Raw genomic sequence first — 17,571 nt, 5'->3', positions numbered from 1 at the left:
GCGTATCCGCGAGCCAGGAGACCTGCTGTTGTCGTTCAGGACCGTGCCGCCGGGCGGGATGTACCGGAAGGCAGGAGTAAACACCGTGAGACCGTTCTCGCCCCTTTCCTCTTTGCCCCGCCCATATCGGACGGCTGAGGCTTATCACCCGACTTTTGCCAGACTGCTGCGCTCATGCCCGCCCCGTTTCCATGCCCTGCAGGCCGCCCGTCTGGCTTTGCTACCGCCCCCGGAGCAGGAAGACGTTATTGCACGCAACGGCCAAGCGCTTTTCCTGAAACTGACACCCAGCCTGCCCGCCACACACCGGGAACGCGGGGCCATGCTGGAAGAGGCTTTTCGCCCCCTTCTGCTAACGGCCACTGAGTATCTCGAAACCATGCCGGCGCTCACTCTGGATATGGCACCCAAGGCCGCACAGCAGATTGTGCAGGCCTATGTGGCCGTGCATTGGACGCGCGGCGCACAGGCCGCCGCCATGGCTTTGTATAACGCCCCGGCATGAAGGCACTCCGCAGAGCGCTTTATCTGACACACAGATGGCTGGGGCTTGGCATGGGGCTGCTTATGGCAGGCTGGTGCGCGTCCGGCATTGTCATGCTCTGGCACACATGGCCTCAGCCGGATGACCGTGCCCTTGCCCATGTTCCGGCAGAAATCCAGTGGCCTGCACACCTTCCGAATTTACGCGATCTCGACAGGGACAAACGCTTTCAGGCGTTCCAGATCAGCATGGTCGGGCAGGAACCCGTTCTGACGCTCACCCCGGAAAACGGGCCGCCTTTTGCGCTCAATCTGCGCACAGGCCTTGCGGGCCGCATTCCCCCGACAGACGCCGCCACCAGCGCCCTACGCTATGCCCGCGCGACTGGTACACAAGATCAGCCAGTGTTTGACGGCCTCACCACGGACGACCAGTGGGTTCTGGATACTCATGGCCGGGAACATGGATTTTATCGTTTTCTCTTCCCGGACATTCACCACACGCAGGTTTACGTGTCCTCTCTGACAGGCGAGGTCATGCAGGCGACAACCCGCACGACCCGCGTATGGGCATGGGTTGGCGCTATCCCGCACTGGCTCTATCCGGCAGAGCTGCGCAAACATCCCTCTCTCTGGCAGCAGGTCGTGATTGTGCTGTCTGGCACAGGCGTTTTTCTGACGGTTACCGGGTTGTGGATTGGCGTTTTGCGGCTCCGGCGCAGGTCCCCTTTTACGCCTTACCGGGGGTGGCATTGTGTCCATCATGTCAGTGGAACGATGTTTGGCGTGCTGGCCCTGCTCTGGGTAACAACCGGGCTGCTCAGCATGTCACCGGGCGGCCTGTTCCACAGCAAACCGGACGCGGTGAACCCGTTGCGCGTGACCGGCACCGTGACGGGTGCAGAGATTCGGGCTCTGCTTTCCCGGCTTGACACCGCAGCCCCTACCGGCTGGACCGGCGTGAAAAGCACCTTGCTGGACGGGCATGTTTTCCTGCAAGCCCTGCAAAAATCTGTCTTTCAAAGGCTAGACGAAACACTCGCCCCCGCCCCTCTCACCAAAGAGCAACTTGTCCAGTTTCTACGCCCTGCAGGCTTGCTCAAAACAGCAGAGAGCCTGACCTTTCTTACCAGCGCAGACGCCTATTACTTCAGCCGCCCCACGCATAAACGGCATTTTCCCGTCTGGCGTGCGCAGGCCGCAGACGGCACTTTGATCTATCTGGACGCACAATCCGGAGCGGTGCTGGCCATGCTGGATCAGCCCGCTCGCCAGTCGCGCTGGCTGGTTTACGGGTTTCACGATCTCGATTTCTGGCCATGGTTGCGTGACGCCCCCACACATTGGGGCATAGCCTTGCCGCTCCTGACTGGCGTGTTCTGCGTGTTTCTGTCAGGCGTCATTATCGGTATCCGACGCCTCCGGCTGATGCACCTCAGTCGGATGAAAAGGTCCGGCTGACCAGCCTGACAGAGTTTTTAAACAGCCCTACTGCGTCACAACAAAATCAAGCTGATAAGACGCCTGATCCGCTGAGCGCTTTTGCCCCTGCACCTGAATGCCCGGGTCCTTCGGTTGCAGGCAGTTCACCAGATACACCGTATCTGCTCCGGCCCCGTGATTGGTATAGGCCAGATGATAAGCACCTTTTTGCAAAACGCGCGGCACAGAAAACTGGAGAGCAATCACCCCCTCCCCGCCTTTTATAGCAGAGAGCGTGGGGAAGCTGGCTGATACTGCCTGCAAGGCAACCGGCTTTCCGTTCAGCGTAACACTCAGAGAATGAGCAGTTTGGGCCGCATAGGCCTGCTGTTCCGCCGCCGAAATCACGCCATCCCCATTCCGGTCAATCTGCGGGATCACCCGCCCCGCCACATCCACGCCGGGCGTCAGGCGCAGGCGGAGCGTCACGCCCTCCCGCGCCAGATTTACAGTTGTGGCCTGCAAATATTCATCCAGCCGATGGGCCGAGGCCTGATGAACGCCAGCCAGACACACCAGCCCGCCAATAAATGCTGCTTTGGGTAAGGTCATGCGCACACTCATTTGACGGTAAACCGGCTGCCGTAACTATTGGTCGGGTCCCGATAGACCGTATGCACATGCAGGGTCGGGTCACCCCCTACGCCCTGCGGAGAAAACTCAATAACCAGATGCGGCCCCTGAATACGGTAATACGAGGAACCGTTACGGTCCGGCGCATGGGAGGTCGGCCCGCTCCATGCAAACCATGTTTCATTGAGATCGCTCTCAATTTCTTTCAGGCGCGGGGCGGCATAAACCGGATTGAAAATGCCTGCCCATTCACTAATCACATCCAGCAGCAGCGTTTTCTGCGCGGGCGTCATGGCGGAACCTTTCAGCCCTTCCGGCACAATGGTTTCGCCATCATGCCCCGGCCCCATCACCAGATCCTCCACTTTATACGGCAGAATGGCCTGTTTGCGCTGGGCAGGCGTCAGCGCGTCCAGCAGGGCAAAAGCCTTGTCATTCTCGCCGGCCAGAACACGCACGGTCTTGCCACCGGCCTGATACACAGCAGGTTGCGCGCCCGTCAGAGTGGGCGTCATCACGCCATGTGCGCCATCAATCACAATATTCAGGCCCAGATGATGGCCACCAAACTGCACCATCCACGGCGTTGTGGCACTCGGTTCCCCAAAAACAGCGATGGTGTAAACAGCTTTCCCGGAGGCAAAATTTGTGCCTTCATCCGTCAAAGCCTGATCCGACCCCATGATGTCCTGCACTTTCTGAAACCCTTTCTCGCTCAAAAGGGTTTTCAGAAGCGCCATGGCCGCCGCGCGCTGCGGCGCCGTCAGGCTGCCCATCTGGCGGCCGGGGCGCGGCACGTCGCTGACCGGGAAGTTGGACCACATGGCCTTGCCGTATTGCTCACCAAGAAAACCACCCGGCGGCCCCATGCCCGGCCCGCGCGCTACGGGAGCATTTGCGTTGGCGCTCGTCACCGGTTCAGCCGGGCCCCCCGGTGTTGTGCGACGGAAGCGCGCCAGCACAGCAGACTTTTGCGCCACAAACGGAAACTGCACAGTCGCTTTCCCCTGCGTATCGAACGTCGCGAGAAAGGCCTGCGCCGCGGCCACGCCCTTTTGTGTCTGCTGCACAGGTCCCTCCTCCTCAGTGGAGGCCGCAACGGCTGGCTGCACCATCTGAGCCGCGAGAGAAGGTGCAGCCAGCAGCAATCCTGCCGCCACAACAAAAGTCTTTTGCATGAAACGCACTCCGCGCCCGCAGCCGGGCAATTTTAACAACTCTTCTGTGCTGCACAGACTGCCTTCCAATTCTGGCGGGATCAAGGTGCTTCCCCTATGGTCTGTCAGGCGTAGAGTTCAGTCTCTTAATAACAGGAGCTTTCCATGCCTTTCCGTGCTTCTCTGAAGCCTGTTCTGGCCCACCGCACACAAACACTGTGTCTGGCGGCAGCTGTTCTGGCAGTCTCCGCCCCCCTCCTTCGCCCCACAAACGCCCACGCCACCAGTTGCGCCGATCTGGCCCGGCAGGCCTTGCCCGATACCACGTTTACAACCGTGCAGATGGTGGAAGCCGGGCAATGGCAGGCCCCCCAGACGCAGCTGACGCGCATTATGTCCGCACCCGGCATGAATGTAGCGGGCAAACCTACACGAGGCAGCACTCCGGCCTTCTGCCGGGTTGCCGCAACGCTGCATCCCTCGTCTGACTCTGCCATCCGCATTGAAGTCTGGATGCCGCTGAAGGGCTGGAATGGGCGTTTTCTGGGCGTTGGAAATTTCGGCTGGGCAGGCTCACTGATGTATCAGGGCATGGAAACCGGCGTGAGCGAAGGCTACGCCGTGGCCAGCACGGATACCGGGCATGATAGCAGCACACCGGAAGGACAAGGCGGCCGCTTCACCCTCGGCCATCCCGAAAAAATGGTGGATTACGCCTACCGCGCTGATCACCTGATGACCACTACCGCCAAAACGCTAATCCATAGTTTCTACGGCCAGAACGCCAGCCATGCCTACTGGATTGGCTGCTCACTGGGTGGGCTGGAAGGCCTGATTGAAGCCAAACGCTTCCCCGAGGATTATGACGGCATTGTTGTAGGCGCACCACCCAACCCCATTGTGAATTTCAATGCCGAGCAGCTCTGGGCCGGGTGGATGAGCTACCATAACCCCGCCCTGCGTGTGCCGCGCGAGAAATTCCAGCTTTTGAACAAGGCTGTGATGAACGCCTGTGCAACGCCTGTTGGCAAAAAGCAGGGGTTTCTGGATGAACCTGACGCCTGCCATTTTGAACCTAAAGACCTGCTTTGTAAGGGCGCGGACACCTCCAGCTGCCTGACCGCGTCTGAAGTGCAGTCTGTTGAACAGATTTATCAGGGTCCGGTCAACCCGCGCACGCATCAGGTTCTTTTCCCCGGCCCGGCCAAAGGCAGCGAGGACGGTTTTTCTGCAGACGGAAAAGCCTTCCCTGTAGCACTTGATCTTTTCAAATATGCAGCATTCCAGAACCCGAACTGGGACTGGACGACCCTGAACTGGGATACTGACATTGCCAAAGCCACGCAGGCCGTCGGCCCGCTGCTCCATGTGGATGACAACCTGACCCCGTTCTTCCGGCATGGTGGCAAATTGCTGATGTATATTGGCTGGAATGACGGGCACAACCCGGAACAGCTGGCAGACTATTATCAGGCTGTGATGAAAAATGCTGGTGGCAGCGCAAAGGATGCCATGCGTCTGATCACCATCCCCGGCATGGGCCACTGTTATGGCGGGGCCGGGTGTGACACATTTAGCAAACTGGGCGCGATTGATAACTGGGTAAGCAACCAGACTGCCCCGGACAAACTGATTGCCGCCCGCGTGGAAGACGGCAAAGTGACCCGCACCCGCCCCCTTTGCGCCTGGCCCGCCGTTGCCCGCTATGATGGTAAAGGCAGCATGGACGATGCGGCGAGTTTTGCGTGTGTAACGCCCGCAAAAGCGAACTGACACACACCATCCAAAAACAGTTCAGGCTGCCCCATCCTATCATGGGTCAGCCTGAAAACTGGTTTTTTGCACTCTGGTTTTTCACTGACAGAGTGCAGAACAGCCCTTAGTGATGCGGCTCCTCATGCACCATATCCAGATCGGCAAAGCGTGTGTATTCGCCTTCAAAGAACAGATGCACGACGCCGGTGGGGCCGTGACGCTGTTTTTCCAGAATGAGTTCGGCCTTGTTATGCACAAGGCTCATCTTGCGCTGCCAGTCATCCAGCGCTGCTGAGTATTTCTCCATGGAATCAAAGGCTGTTTCCTTGGGCATACGCTGCTGGAGATAGTATTCATCTCGATACACAAACATCACGGAATCCGCGTCCTGCTCAATCGAGCCGGATTCACGCAAATCCGAGAGCATCGGGCGTTTGTCTTCGCGGCTTTCCACCTGACGGGAGAGCTGGGAGAGAGCGATAACCGGCACTTCCAGTTCCTTCGCAATCGCCTTCAGGCCCTGTGTAATCATGGAAATTTCCAGAACGCGACTTTCCGGGCGGGTACCAACGGAGGGGCGCATCAGCTGGAGGTAATCGACCACCACAAGGCTTAATCCACGCGTCCGCTTCAGGCGGCGGCAGCGGGTGCGCATGGCGGAAAGGGAGATGGCCGGCGTATCGTCAATCACCAGTGGCAGGCGGGCCAGTTCACGGCTTACTCGCACAAAGCGGTCAAACTCTTTCTGGCCAATGTCACCACGACGGATTTTTTCACCGGAAACCTCCGCCTGCTCGGACAGAATACGGGTCGCCAGCTGTTCAGCCGACATTTCCAGCGAGAAAATAGCGACGGTGCCAGTTGGCTCAACACCCGGCCCTTTTTCTTCCGCCTCAATCATCAGCGCACGGGCTGCGGAGAAGGCAATCTTGGTGGCCAGCGCCGTTTTACCCATGGCCGGACGACCAGCCAGAATCATCAGATCCGACGGATGCAGGCCACCGGTTTTCTTATCAAGGTCGCGCAGGCCGGAGGTCAGGCCGGACACATGCCCTTCCCGCCGGAAGGCCAGTTCGGCTGTTTTAATGGCGTCGGTCAGGGCGCGGTCAAACACCACAAAGCCGCCGTCCTGTCCTTTTTCGGTGGCCAGACGGAACAGCGCCTCTTCCCCCGCGGCAATCTGGTCGGGGCCGGACAGGTCAGAGATCGTACCGAACGCGCTGTTCACCACGGTCTCGCCAATATCAATCAACTGGCGACGGATCCACGCATCATGAATGGCGCGGCCATAATCCCCGGCATTGATAATGCCGACCATGGAGGTCAGCAGTTTGGCCAGATAGGCCATGCCGCCTACATCATTCAGGATACCGGAATTTTCCAGTTCGGCCCGCAGGGTCACAGGGTCCGCCAGCTGGCCGTTTTCAATCCGGCGAGCAATGGCATCATAAATGCGGCCATTCACCTGATTGGCAAAATGCGCGCCAGTCAGAAAGTCCGAAACGCGGTCATACGCCCGGTTGTTCGTCAGCAGCGCACCCAGAAGGGCCTGCTCTGCTTCAAGGTTGGCAGGAGGATGGCGAAGGGAGAGCGACAGAAGCGTTTCTTCTTCCTGCCGCGCGGGTTGGGTCTGGGTCATGCTCATGCCTTCTTTGCCGCCTGATCCAGCGCATCAAACGCGGTGATGATGTGGTAGAGGGAACTGGTCGGGATTTTTGTCACCGCAGGCGCACCCGCCGCATCCAGCTGGTCTACCCATGTGCCCACCGGGCAGCCGGTAAAATAATGGTCCAGAAGATTGTCCGCCAGACGCACTGCCATACCCCGGCTGTCCTGCTTATCCTGGCTCAGCACACCACGCAGGGCTTCCCCCTGCACCCACAGGCGGGAGCCGCCCCGCAGTACCGTGCCATCCCGGCGCAGTACATCACGCACCCGGCCCGTTTCCGGCACCATACCAAAACGGGTCGCAAAGCTGGCCAGCCGCATGGCGGGTTCGGACGTATCCACGCCACTCAGGCGGCTATATTCGCCCAGCAGCCAGACCCATTCAAAATGATGCCCCGGCTCAACCCATTGCCCGGCCTCACCGGGTGCAAGCTGCCAGTCTTTTGTGAAGAACTCGCCCAGCGTGCCCGTTACAGGATCAAAAAAGCGCGTGCGGAACAGCCGGTACAGCGTATGCGCCAGAGCAAGATCAGGCTCGTGCTTGGTGGTGACATACAGCGCCAGCACGGCTTCCAGCAGGTGCATATGCGGGTTCTGCTGCCGGGGTGCGCCGTCATCCGGCAGGCAGTTCAGAAAGCCACCGTCCGGCGTGGCCATATTTTTCTGAATCCAGACCAGCGTTTCCCGCGCCAGCTTTTCCGCCCGGCCAGAGCCTTCCAGCCGCCCGTACCAGGCCAGTGCGAACACCACAAAAGCGAGGTCATACAGGTCTGCCGTGTTGTCTTTCACACCGCCGTCCCGCGTGAGGCTCCGCACCCAGCCACCATCTTCGCGCCGCGCACGCAGCATGAAGCGGAAAATACCGTGGGCGCGGGACACACCTTCTTCCCACCCCTGCAAGGCCGCCCATGAGAACGCAAACAACTGCCGCGCCTGCACGCGCACCCGCTTGAACGGCGGCAGAGCGGGCTCTCCCTCCAGCGTCAGAGATTCCTGCGCGCCCAGCAAGGCCAGATCATGCGGCGTGCCATCACACCCCGTGGTGGCCCAGAAGGGCAGAGCCTTCTGGAACAGCCAGTCAGAAAACCGGTCCCGCACGGCCACCAGCGGCAACGGTGCGCCATCTGTCTGGGCATCTGTCAGAGGATTTGGAGGAAGTGTGCGACTCATGATCCCTGAATCCGTCCAATCGTAGCCGTTGTGGAATGCCCTGCGGCCAGAGTGGCCAGCACGAGCCGCCCGCCATTGCTCTGCACAATATCTGCCCCCACAACCTGCTCCGGTTTATAATCCGCCCCTTTAATCAGCACATCTGGCATCAGCGCGCGAATGGTTTCCAGCGGCGTATCTTCATCAAAGGACACCACGGCATCCACATAGCGGATGGCGGCCATCACACGGGCGCGGGCGTCCAGAGAGTTCACGGGGCGCGTCGGGCCTTTAAGGCGGCGGACGCTGGCATCGGTATTGAGCGCCACCACCAGCCGGTCACATGCCGCGCGGGCTTCGGCCAGCAGGCCGACATGGCCGGGATGGATGATGTCAAAGCAGCCATTGGTAAAGCCCACCTTCAACCCCTGCGCCTGCCACCGCTGCACCTGCGCACAGGCTGCGGAGAGTGGGAGCAGATGCGGAATGTCATCCGGGCCGGACTGTTCCTCCAGTTCGTGCTGCACTTCCTGCATGTCTGCCGTAGCGGTGCCCAGCTTGCCCACCACAACACCTGCTGCGGCATTGGCCACACGCATGGCCTGCTCGAACGACATACCTGAGCCAACACCCAGCGCCATGGTGGCGATAACGGTATCGCCTGCCCCGGAGACGTCGAACACTTCCCGCGCACGAGCAGGCACAGACAGCACGGGGCCGTCGCGCCGGACCAGCATCATGCCTTTTTCCGACCGCGTAGCGAGAATAGCCGAGGCATCCGCCTGCGCCATGACGGTACGGGCTGCCAGTTCCGCCCGCGCTTCCGTCCCCACCGGCATGCCGGAGGCCAGAGCGAGTTCCTTCGCGTTCGGCGTGATACAGGTCGCACCGCGATACTGGGTGTAATCCGCCGTCTTGGGGTCCACAAACACCGGAATGCCGCGGGCGCGGGCCATGGTGAACACATGCGTCAGCACGGTGGGGCTGCACACGCCCTTGCCGTAATCCGACACCACAACGGCCTGAACCTGATCAATCTGCGCATCAATCGCACGGCACAGCGCCTCGGCCTCTTCCGGCTGAAGCGGAGCCCGACTTTCCTCATCCGCGCGGACCACCTGCTGATGCACGGCAATAAACCGCGTCTTGCAGATGGTGGGGCGCGCAGGCGAGCAGACGGTGGCATCCACCACGCGGGCCTGATTACCCAGAGCGTTCCGCAGCACACCCCCGGCTTCATCCTGCCCGACCAGCCCGACCAGAATGGCGCGTCCACCCAGAGAAATGACGTTATTGGCGACGTTCCCTGCCCCGCCCGGCATTTCCCGCCGGGAGTCCAGCAGAAGCACCGGCACCGGAGCTTCTGGCGAAATCCGCTCCATGGTTCCGTAAAGGAACCTGTCCAGCATCACATCCCCAAGGCAGAGGACCGAAACTGACGAAAAATCCATACCCATCAGGCTCCGAAGGTCTGCACAAAATCGGCCAGCCCGGTCTGCCGGCGCGTCAGCAGGCGTCCGGCTGTCAGCACCGCGCGGGCTTCAAAGATGGCACGGTCCAGCTCTGTATTGACCACCACATGATCAAACTCCCGCCAATGGGAAATTTCATCCCGTGCGGCAGCCATGCGGCGGGCAATTTCATCCGGGTGGTCGGAGGCACGGGAATGGAGGCGGCGTTCCAGTTCGACCAGAGAGGGCGGCAGCACAAACAGGCTCACCACATCATCCGGCAGCGCCTTACGAATCTGCTGGTGGCCCTGCCAGTCGATATCAAACACCATATCATGCCCGGCGTTCAGCGCTTCTTCCACCGGCGCGCGAGGGGTACCGTAGCCCCGGCCAAAGACAATGGCCCATTCCAGCAGCTCGCCGTTGGCGGCCATCTCTTCAAACTGCTCCATGGTGCGGAAGTGGTAATGCACACCTTCCTTCTCACCGGGGCGCGGCTGGCGCGTGGTGACGGACACAGAATGGCGCAGCTTAGGTTCAGACGCCCGCAACGCGTTGGCAATGGTCGATTTCCCCGCCCCCGACGGCGCGGAAATGACAAAACACACACCCCGACGTTTGATGCCCTTACCCTGTTCAGACGCTGCGTTCGACATACCGCCGTTCCATCCTATTCCGTGTTCTCAACTCACCACTCACCCTGCGTCTCTGCCACAAGCGCCGTCAGGGTGCCATAATGGGGAGATCTTCTAACAGTCTCGGGTTAAGAGGGCGACATGAAACACGATACCGTTCTGATTACCGGCGCGTCATCCGGACTGGGGCGCTCGCTGGCTCTGACGCTGGCCCGGCCGGGCCGCAGGCTCTTTCTGGGGGGCCGCAATAGTGACCGCCTGACCGACACGGCCCGCCAGTGTATCTCGCGCGGAGCAGCAGCAGAAATCCGACTCTGTGACGTGACGGACCGCCTCGGCATGGAAGAATGGGTGCATAATACCGGCCATCTGGACATGGTTCTGGCCTGCGCCGGCATTACCGGCGGCACTCGCAGTGCCCCGACCCCGGACGATGCACCGTATGAACCGGACGCGCAGATCCGCCGGATGTTTGAAACCAATGTGCAAGGCGTGCTGAACACGGTGCTGCCTGCCCTGCAGATCATGCGCCGCCAGCCGCGCGCGGATGATGGAATGCGGGGGCGCATCTGCGCTATTTCCTCTGTGGCAGGCATTGTGTCCTACCCCGGCACCCCGTCCTACAGCGCCTCCAAGGCGGCAGTGGACCGCTTCATGGTCGCCACGGGCGGCAATATGAAGCAGGCGGGGATTTTGATGACCTCCGTGGTTTGCGGGTTTCTCAACACGCCTATGGTGGCCCGCAACCATTTCCCCATGCCGGGGCTGACGGATGTGGAGAATGCCAGCCGCCGTATTCTGCGTGGGCTGCGGCGGAACGAACGGCGCATTGTCTTTCCGCGCTGGCTGGTCGCCGGGTCTCGTTTTATGGACCTTCTGCCTATCCGTCTGGCCGAAGCCTATTATAATCATCAGCCAACCGGCGCTGCTGGCAGCATGCCGGAGCCGGATCTGTCTTAACGCGCCTCTTCGGCCTCGCCTTTTCAGGACCTGACCCGGCATGACAACGCCCCCCGCCTCTTCCGGCCCTGCCTCCACCCAGCACCACCTGATGGAGGATCTTTCCGAAGCGTCCGTGCGGGAGCCCGTGCCTGCGGACCAGAAGACCATGGCGCTGGACAAAGTCTTCTGGAGCCACTTCTCCCCCAATCTGGGGCCGGGCGGCTGGGTGACGGGGGCGCTACTCATCAGTCTGGGGCTGGACTTCAAGACCGGAGTGCTGGCGGTTCTGCTGGGCAACCTTATTGGCGCGCTGCCAGTCGCCCTTGCCGCCTCCATTGGTCCGGCCACCGGCCTGACGCAGATGGAAGCCTCCCGCCGCGCACTGGGGCGTCTGGGCGTGCGCCCTCCGGCTTTCCTCAACTGGATTTACTGTGTGGGGTGGGACGCGGTGAACAACGTGCCCGCCGCCACGGCCCTGATGGCGCTGCTGATGCTGGCGGGCGTCTCCCTGCCCTTCTGGTTCGCACTCGCTGTTCTGGCCTCCGTGCAGATGGTGGCCTCCATTTACGGGCATCATGTGGTGCAGGCCGTGCAGAAATATCTGGGCGGGCTGCTGCTGGTGACGTTCATTCTGATGGGCGTGGTGTTTGCCGTGCGCGGCGCTGCTCCCATTGCAGCCCACCATCCGGTCAGCCTGTCCACCTTCCTGCTCGCCACGGGGATTCTGGTCAGCTTCAACCTCTCCTGGGCGTCCTATTCTTCGGACTACACGCGGTATCTGCCAGCCGATACCAACCCGAAAAAAGTGGTCTGGCTGGCGCTGGCCGGGTTGCTGAGTTCGGCTATTCCATTCCAGATTCTGGGGCTGATTAGTGCCGGGAGCGTCGCCAATCCCTCGCCTACTGCCGTGATTGCCTCGCTCCAGCAGGCCATGGGACCACTGGGGGCTGTGGCGCTGGCAGCGATTGCGCTGTCTTCCATCACCGGCAATTCGTTTAACGATAATACAGCCAGTTACAGCCTGATTTCCGCTGGGCTGCATGTGCCGCGTGTTGCCGCTGCCATCCTGACCGCATTGCTGGGTTATGGGCTGGCCGTGGCGGGTGCCGGGCGTTACACCGCGCTTTATACGGATTATCTGCTGGTCACCATGTACTGGATTGCGCCGTGGATCGGCATTGTGCTGGCCGACTGGTATTGCGGCACCCGCCAGCCGCGCCCGGTGCCACCGGGCTGGACCTATGGGGCCACGATTTTTGCCGTGACCTCCGTGCTGACCATCCTGCTATTTTCTGACAGCCAGCTTTACACCGGCCCCGTCGCCCGCTGGCTGGACGGCGCCGATATTGGCTCTTACGTGGGCTTCTTTGTGGCCGGGGGCTGGTATGTGCTGGGCATGCGTTCACGCGCCAGTTCATAAAGCCCAACGGCTGCGGCTACGGACACGTTCAGGCTTTCCATCTCACCCGGCATGTAAAGCCCGGCAATTTCATCACAGCTTTCACGCGTCAGGCGGCGCAGGCCCTTGCCTTCCGCCCCCAGCACGAGGGCCACACGGCGGCCCTTGAAGGACGGACCATCCAGCAGGCCACCGCCTGCATCCAGCCCGACTGTCCAGCAGCCGCCTTTTTGCAAGGCTTCAATAGCGCGAGACAGATTGACTTCCCGCACCATCGGCACCGTTTCCAGTGCGCCGGAGGCAGCCTTGGCCAGCACGGCGGTTTCTTCCGGCGCGTTGCGGTCCTGCACCACAAGGCAGGCCGCGCCAAAGGCAGCGGCAGACCGCAGGATTGCGCCCACATTGCGCGGGTCCGTTACCTGATCCAGCACCAGCACCGGGCCGGGGCGTTCCAGCGCTTCTTCCAGCGTCAGGTTAGGCAGCGCCTTGACCAGCACGGCCACGCCCTGATGCACGGCGTCCTCACCCAGCATGTCATCCAGACGGGCACGCTGGACAATTTCCGGCTCAATGCGGATCACAGCCCCGGCTTCTTTTGCCGCCAGCAGCGCCGGATGCTCGGGCTCCGTCACCAGCAGGCGCTGGAACACACGGTTCGGGTTAGCCAGAGCGGCAGCCACGGCGTGGGTGCCAAACAGCCAGCAGGCGCCAGCGGGTGCGGCCCCCTCGCGCCCAGCGGGAGAAGCACCGCGCGAGCGGCGAGGCGGACGGCCAGAACGGGGAGTGCGCATATAAAACCTTGAGCTATCGTGTTCAGCCCCTTCCCTACCGCAAACTGCCACCGCCGGGCTATCCCCTTTGCCGCAGCTTCCGGGGCAGATGACGCACCTCTGGCTGCCTTACTGGCCGCCACGGCCCCTGCAAGCAGGTGCGGCCCATCCGTCGCATCCCTTGCAACCATGCAGCTACGCGGCCTAGGACTCAGAGCATGATACGTATTTTTATAGACGCCGATGCCTGCCCGGTGCGGGATGAAACCTATCAGGTGGCCGGACGCCACGGGCTGAAAACCTATGTAGTTTCCAACCGCCTGCTGGCCGCCCCGGCCTCCCCGCAGATTGAGCGCATTGTGGTGACGGACGGCATGGACGTGGCGGATGACTGGATTGCCCAGCACGTCAAACCGCATGACATCGTGATTTCCTCAGACATCCCGCTGGCCGCCCGCTGCGTGGCAAAAAAGGCCTGTGTGCTGAACCCCAATGGCCGCATTCTGGATGAAAACGCCATCGGCATGGCGCTGGCCATGCGCAACCTGATGGAAGACCTCCGCTCCACCGGAACCATGCTGGGCGGCGGCAAGAGCTTTACCAAAAAAGACCGTTCCGCCTTTCTCTCCGCACTGGATACAGCCGTGGTCCGCGGTAAAAAACAGGCGGCAGGCAGCGTTCTGGCAGCGCGTCTGGCAGCGCCGCCGGGTGGGCGGAGTGTTTGAATTTGAAGGTGCGGTCAGCACACCCGGCTGGTAAGACTGTCAAAGACCCGACGACAATCAGGCGTACTAACCTCTTCAGCGAGACGATCGAAGAACTGCCATGCCGCAGCCTGCCTTCTCCCGGTAAAAGGTTTGCGGCATGGTCCGCATCACCCCGTGCGGTTCTGTCGCACTCTCCTGCACAAGGACACCTGACCCCTGCTGCACCATCTGGACACGCTGCTTCAGCATTACGGCTATGGCATTGTCACCCTGATTGTCATGATGGAGAGCATGGGTGTGCCTGTGCCGGCTGAAGCCTGCATCATCACGGCCTCGCTGTACTGCCTGAAGACCCATCACCTTGCTATTGGCTGGGTGGCCGTTGCCGCTGTGGCAGGGGCGATTATTGGCGATAACATCGGCTACCTTATTGGCCGCAAAGTCGGGCTACCGCTGCTGGAAAAATATGGCCCACGCTTCGGCCTGACCTCCCAGCGGCTCATTCTGGGGCAATATCTGTTCCACCATCACGGCAGCGCCATTGTCTTCTGTGGCCGGTTTATTTCCGTGGTGCGCGTATTTGTGGCCGTGCTGGCCGGGGCGTGCCGCATGCACTGGCCGCGCTTCATGCTGTTTAATGCACTGGGGGGCACGTGCTGGGCGGGCGGTTATGCGTTGGGCACTTATGCTCTGGGGCGCAAGATTTCAGAAGTCTCTGGCCCGGTTGGCATTGTCATCGGCATTGCGGCCATTGGCGGTATGGTCGCCATGGGGCGCTTCCTGAAGAAAAATGAGGCCCGGCTGACCCAGCTTGCCTTGCAGGAATCCCGGAACGGCACGCTCTCCGCATCCTGAAGTCGCTACCGTCACCATCAAATCGCCTGAAAGCCTCGGCAGGGTGTCCAGAATGGACATTCCGCCATCCCGGCTGTATCCGTCTGAGCCTGATCAACAACAAGGCATGGAGCGGGTCATGAACGCATCCCGGAGCTCTTCCGAGGGCAGCATCACTCTACATCGCAACGACCTGCCCGACGGGCTGACCTTTACCGGGTCTGTTGCCGTGGATACGGAAACCATGGGCCTCAACCCCCATCGGGACCGGCTGTGCCTTGTGCAGCTTTCCGCAGGGGACGGCACGGCGCATCTGGTGCAGATCATCCCGGAATTCCTCGGCGGCAAAGGCTATAACTGCCCGAACCTCAAACGCCTGATGGCCGATCCCGCCGTGACCAAGATCATGCATTTTGCACGGTTTGATGTCGCTATTCTCCAGCATGCGCTGGGCATTACCGTCAGCCCCGTGGTCTGCACCAAAATTGCCGCCCGTCTGGTCCGCACCTTTACGGACCGCCACGGTCTGGCCGCTCTGTGCCGGGATATGCTGGGGGTTGAGATGAGCAAACAGCAGCAGACGTCTGACTGGGGCGCTGTGGACCTCAAGCCGGAACAGCTGGCTTATGCCGCGTCCGATGTGCTGTATCTGCATGCGCTGTGGCAGAAAATGGATGCGTTGCTGCACCGTGAGGGCCGTCGTGAGCTGGCTCAGGCCTGCTACGACTTCCTGCCCGCGCGTGCCCGGCTTGACCTTCTGGGTTATGAAGACCCGGATATCTTTTCTCACCGCGCCTGATCCAGCCCGGACCGGAGCCTGCCCCGCATGACAGAACACGCCACCTTAGACGCACCTGACCGCCTCGCGAAGGAGGCCGCAACCGTTATTCAGACCGAGCGCGCCGGGCTGGATGCGCTGGACTGTGCGTTGCAGGACCCCTCCGGGCTGGGGGGCGCGTTTGCGCGGGCTGTGGAGATCTTGCTGCATGTGTCGGGCCGGGTGGTCGTCACCGGTATTGGAAAATCCGGCCATGTGGCCCGGAAAATTCAGGCCACTCTCTGCTCCACCGGCACCCCCGCCCTGTTTGTTCACCCTGCCGAGGCCTCACACGGGGATCTGGGCATGGTGCAGCCGGGCGATGTGGTTCTGGCGTTCTCCAACTCCGGTGAGACCACGGAACTGGGCGACATTGCCGCCCACACCCGCAAGGCTGGCCTGCCGCTGCTGGCGGTGACCAGCCGGGCAAATTCCACGCTGGCCTCTGCGGCGGATGTGGCGCTCACCCTCCCCGCCATGCCGGAAGCCTGCCCGATGGGGCTGGCCCCGACCACCAGCACCCTCATGCAGCTGGCCTTTGGGGATGCTCTGGCTGTGGTCCTGCTGCGCCAGCGCGGCTTTACTGCGAGTGACTTTGGCAATTATCACCCCGGCGGTCGTCTGGGCAGCCGCCTGCGCACCGTGCAGGAACTGATGCGCACCGGCGCAGACATCCCTCTGGGGCGTGAAGACACCCCGATGCGGGATGTCATTATGGAAATGACGCGTCAGGCTCTAGGCTGCATTGGCATTCTGGACCATAATGGCCGACTGGCGGGGCTGATCACGGATGGTGACCTGCGCCGCGCGCTGGACCATGATCTGACAACCACGCTGGCAAAGGATGTCATGAACCGTCACCCTCTCACCATAGGGCCTGACATTTTTGCTGCTGATGCGCTGCGCATGATGAACGAACGCGACCGCCCCATCACCTCCCTGTTCATTCTGGATGCAGACCGCCGCCCGATGGGCGTTGTGCATGTGCATGATCTGCTACGGGCAGGTGTGGGATGACGGAACCTTCCGGCCGCCCACCTCAACGCGATGATTTTGCCCGCTCGGAAGAAACCGTTCGCCAGCAGCGCGAACGTATGGCCCCCTCCATCGCCCGCCGTCTGCCGCCTGATGCGGGAGAACTGGCCCGCAGGCGGATGCTGCTGCGCTGGGCCAAATGGGTTCTGCCCGCCACGGCTCTGCTGCTGCTCAGCTCCATTGCCGTCTGGCCGGAAGTGGACCGGCTGATTAACGCCAACAAGGCGGCGCTGAAGGAAATCTCCAAGGTTAAAGTGGAAAGCGGCAATCTGATTGGCGCGACCTATCGTGGTCTGGATGAGCATAACCGCCCCTTTATGATTACGGCGGACAGTGCGCATCAGGCCAACCCGGAACGGATGGATCTGGACAACCCTGTGGCCGATATCCTCAGTCAGGGAGGAAGCTGGCTTCTGGTCCGATCGGAAAAAGGGGTCTACATGCAGCATGCACAGATTCTTGACCTGACCGGAGAAGTCACCCTGTATCGTGATGATGGCCTTATGATGCGCAGCCCTGTGGCGGATGTGGATGTCCGCACGGGCATTATTGCGTCCGATAGCTGGGTGCGGGCGGAAGGGCCGTTTGGCGTGCTTGATGCAAAAGGATATCTGGTGTCTCAGCATGAAGGCATTGCCCAGTTCCGCGGGCCGGGCCGACTGATTTTGAACGACGACCGCGGCAGCCATCCGGCTGATGGGAAGGCCTCCTGAT

General features: G+C 61.3%; 17 protein-coding genes. 10 read left to right on the top strand and 7 right to left on the bottom strand.

Annotated features, from left to right (window positions below):
- Both AD928_RS10260 and AD928_RS10255 read left to right on the top strand, forming a co-directional pair.
- On the top strand, positions 1–505 hold a 505-nt coding region (locus AD928_RS10260; RefSeq protein ID WP_209436684.1), incomplete at its 5' end, for a hypothetical protein.
- A complete protein-coding gene (locus AD928_RS10255) occupies positions 502–1,944 on the top strand; it encodes a PepSY domain-containing protein (RefSeq protein WP_062250298.1) in 1,443 nt (480 codons plus the stop codon). The genes AD928_RS10260 and AD928_RS10255, both read left to right, overlap by 4 nt.
- Positions 1,945–1,971: 27 nt before the next feature.
- On the opposite strand, the gene AD928_RS10250 is transcribed toward AD928_RS10255, so the two are convergent.
- On the bottom strand, positions 1,972–2,517 hold the full coding sequence (locus AD928_RS10250) for a hypothetical protein (RefSeq protein WP_062250296.1): 546 nt from the start codon (positions 2,515–2,517) through the stop codon (positions 1,972–1,974).
- Between the two features lie 8 nt (positions 2,518–2,525).
- Positions 2,526–3,716, bottom strand: a complete 1,191-nt coding sequence (locus AD928_RS10245) for a DUF3500 domain-containing protein (RefSeq protein ID WP_062250325.1) — start codon at positions 3,714–3,716, stop codon at positions 2,526–2,528.
- A 144-nt stretch (positions 3,717–3,860) separates the two neighbouring features.
- On the opposite strand from AD928_RS10245, the gene AD928_RS10240 reads away from it, so the two are divergent.
- Entirely contained in the window at positions 3,861–5,468 is a 1,608-nt protein-coding gene (locus AD928_RS10240) for a tannase/feruloyl esterase family alpha/beta hydrolase (RefSeq protein ID WP_062250294.1), read from the top strand.
- Positions 5,469–5,574: 106 nt separating this feature from the next.
- On the opposite strand, the gene AD928_RS10235 is transcribed toward AD928_RS10240, so the two are convergent.
- The 4 genes from AD928_RS10235 to gmk are packed head-to-tail and all read right to left on the bottom strand — an operon-like array spanning position 5,575 to position 10,374.
- Positions 5,575–7,095 (bottom strand): replicative DNA helicase, encoded by a 1,521-nt coding sequence (locus AD928_RS10235; protein WP_062250293.1) that lies wholly within the window; start codon positions 7,093–7,095, stop codon positions 5,575–5,577.
- The gene (locus AD928_RS10230; RefSeq protein WP_062250291.1) at positions 7,092–8,288 is read right to left on the bottom strand and encodes an AGE family epimerase/isomerase; all 1,197 of its coding nucleotides are present in this window, start codon (positions 8,286–8,288) and stop codon (positions 7,092–7,094) included. The genes AD928_RS10235 and AD928_RS10230 overlap by 4 nt, the downstream gene beginning before the upstream one ends.
- Positions 8,285–9,718, bottom strand: coding sequence for a D-glycero-beta-D-manno-heptose-7-phosphate kinase (gene rfaE1, locus AD928_RS10225; protein WP_062250323.1), 1,434 nt, complete (start codon positions 9,716–9,718; stop codon positions 8,285–8,287). Before rfaE1 ends, AD928_RS10230 begins: the two co-directional genes overlap by 4 nt.
- Positions 9,719–9,723: 5 nt before the next feature.
- On the bottom strand, positions 9,724–10,374 hold the full coding sequence (gene gmk, locus AD928_RS10220; protein ID WP_062140562.1) for a guanylate kinase: 651 nt from the start codon (positions 10,372–10,374) through the stop codon (positions 9,724–9,726).
- Positions 10,375–10,494: 120 nt separating this feature from the next.
- On the opposite strand from gmk, the gene AD928_RS10215 reads away from it, so the two are divergent.
- Both AD928_RS10215 and AD928_RS10210 read left to right on the top strand, forming a co-directional pair.
- The gene (locus AD928_RS10215) at positions 10,495–11,313 is read left to right on the top strand and encodes an SDR family NAD(P)-dependent oxidoreductase (RefSeq protein WP_062250289.1); all 819 of its coding nucleotides are present in this window, start codon (positions 10,495–10,497) and stop codon (positions 11,311–11,313) included.
- Positions 11,314–11,353: 40 nt separating this feature from the next.
- The gene (locus AD928_RS10210) at positions 11,354–12,715 is read left to right on the top strand and encodes a purine-cytosine permease family protein (RefSeq protein WP_062250287.1); all 1,362 of its coding nucleotides are present in this window, start codon (positions 11,354–11,356) and stop codon (positions 12,713–12,715) included.
- Here the strand turns inward: AD928_RS10210 and rlmB are convergent.
- Positions 12,649–13,485, bottom strand: coding sequence for a 23S rRNA (guanosine(2251)-2'-O)-methyltransferase RlmB (rlmB, locus tag AD928_RS10205; protein WP_043551964.1), 837 nt, complete (start codon positions 13,483–13,485; stop codon positions 12,649–12,651). The two genes, AD928_RS10210 and rlmB, sit on opposite strands and share 67 nt — an antisense overlap.
- 197 nt (positions 13,486–13,682) lie before the next feature.
- On the opposite strand from rlmB, the gene AD928_RS10200 reads away from it, so the two are divergent.
- The 5 genes from AD928_RS10200 (at position 13,683) to lptC (ending at position 17,570) form a co-directional block, all read left to right on the top strand.
- Positions 13,683–14,189: a YaiI/YqxD family protein gene (locus AD928_RS10200; RefSeq protein ID WP_062250285.1), complete on the top strand. Its 507-nt coding sequence runs from the start codon at positions 13,683–13,685 to the stop codon at positions 14,187–14,189.
- Positions 14,190–14,462: 273 nt separating this feature from the next.
- Positions 14,463–15,026 (top strand): DedA family protein, encoded by a 564-nt coding sequence (locus AD928_RS10195; RefSeq protein ID WP_231874853.1) that lies wholly within the window; start codon positions 14,463–14,465, stop codon positions 15,024–15,026.
- A 118-nt stretch (positions 15,027–15,144) separates the two neighbouring features.
- Complete coding sequence (locus AD928_RS10190) at positions 15,145–15,804, top strand: ribonuclease D (protein ID WP_062250322.1); 660 nt, start codon at positions 15,145–15,147, stop codon at positions 15,802–15,804.
- A gap of 27 nt (positions 15,805–15,831) precedes the next feature.
- A complete protein-coding gene (locus AD928_RS10185; RefSeq protein WP_062250282.1) occupies positions 15,832–16,839 on the top strand; it encodes a KpsF/GutQ family sugar-phosphate isomerase in 1,008 nt (335 codons plus the stop codon).
- Entirely contained in the window at positions 16,836–17,570 is a 735-nt protein-coding gene (gene lptC, locus AD928_RS10180) for an LPS export ABC transporter periplasmic protein LptC (RefSeq protein ID WP_062140547.1), read from the top strand. Before AD928_RS10185 ends, lptC begins: the two co-directional genes overlap by 4 nt.
- Position 17,571 lies beyond the last annotated feature (1 nt).

The sequence above is a fragment of the Acetobacter cerevisiae genome (genome assembly GCF_001580535.1).
GTDB lineage: Bacteria > Pseudomonadota > Alphaproteobacteria > Acetobacterales > Acetobacteraceae > Acetobacter > Acetobacter cerevisiae.
This window is presented reverse-complemented; position numbering and strand designations above follow the sequence as displayed.

Excerpts from the sequence above, each read along its gene's own strand:
- AD928_RS10240 (WP_062250294.1), top strand. The coding sequence starts at position 3,861 with ATGCCTTTCCGTGCTTCTCTGAAGCCTGTTCTGGCCCACCGCACACAA.
- rfaE1 (WP_062250323.1), bottom strand. The coding sequence starts at position 9,718 with ATGGATTTTTCGTCAGTTTCGGTCCTCTGCCTTGGGGATGTGATGCTG.
- AD928_RS10215 (WP_062250289.1), top strand. The coding sequence starts at position 10,495 with ATGAAACACGATACCGTTCTGATTACCGGCGCGTCATCCGGACTGGGG.
- AD928_RS10255 (WP_062250298.1), top strand. The coding sequence starts at position 502 with ATGAAGGCACTCCGCAGAGCGCTTTATCTGACACACAGATGGCTGGGG.
- AD928_RS10200 (WP_062250285.1), top strand. The coding sequence starts at position 13,683 with ATGATACGTATTTTTATAGACGCCGATGCCTGCCCGGTGCGGGATGAA.
- AD928_RS10245 (WP_062250325.1), bottom strand. The coding sequence starts at position 3,716 with ATGCAAAAGACTTTTGTTGTGGCGGCAGGATTGCTGCTGGCTGCACCT.
- AD928_RS10230 (WP_062250291.1), bottom strand. The coding sequence starts at position 8,288 with ATGAGTCGCACACTTCCTCCAAATCCTCTGACAGATGCCCAGACAGAT.
- rlmB (WP_043551964.1), bottom strand. The coding sequence starts at position 13,485 with ATGCGCACTCCCCGTTCTGGCCGTCCGCCTCGCCGCTCGCGCGGTGCT.
- lptC (WP_062140547.1), top strand. The coding sequence starts at position 16,836 with ATGACGGAACCTTCCGGCCGCCCACCTCAACGCGATGATTTTGCCCGC.
- gmk (WP_062140562.1), bottom strand. The coding sequence starts at position 10,374 with ATGTCGAACGCAGCGTCTGAACAGGGTAAGGGCATCAAACGTCGGGGT.
- AD928_RS10250 (WP_062250296.1), bottom strand. The coding sequence starts at position 2,517 with ATGACCTTACCCAAAGCAGCATTTATTGGCGGGCTGGTGTGTCTGGCT.
- AD928_RS10235 (WP_062250293.1), bottom strand. The coding sequence starts at position 7,095 with ATGAGCATGACCCAGACCCAACCCGCGCGGCAGGAAGAAGAAACGCTT.
- AD928_RS10185 (WP_062250282.1), top strand. The coding sequence starts at position 15,832 with ATGACAGAACACGCCACCTTAGACGCACCTGACCGCCTCGCGAAGGAG.
- AD928_RS10210 (WP_062250287.1), top strand. The coding sequence starts at position 11,354 with ATGACAACGCCCCCCGCCTCTTCCGGCCCTGCCTCCACCCAGCACCAC.
- AD928_RS10195 (WP_231874853.1), top strand. The coding sequence starts at position 14,463 with ATGGGTGTGCCTGTGCCGGCTGAAGCCTGCATCATCACGGCCTCGCTG.
- AD928_RS10190 (WP_062250322.1), top strand. The coding sequence starts at position 15,145 with ATGAACGCATCCCGGAGCTCTTCCGAGGGCAGCATCACTCTACATCGC.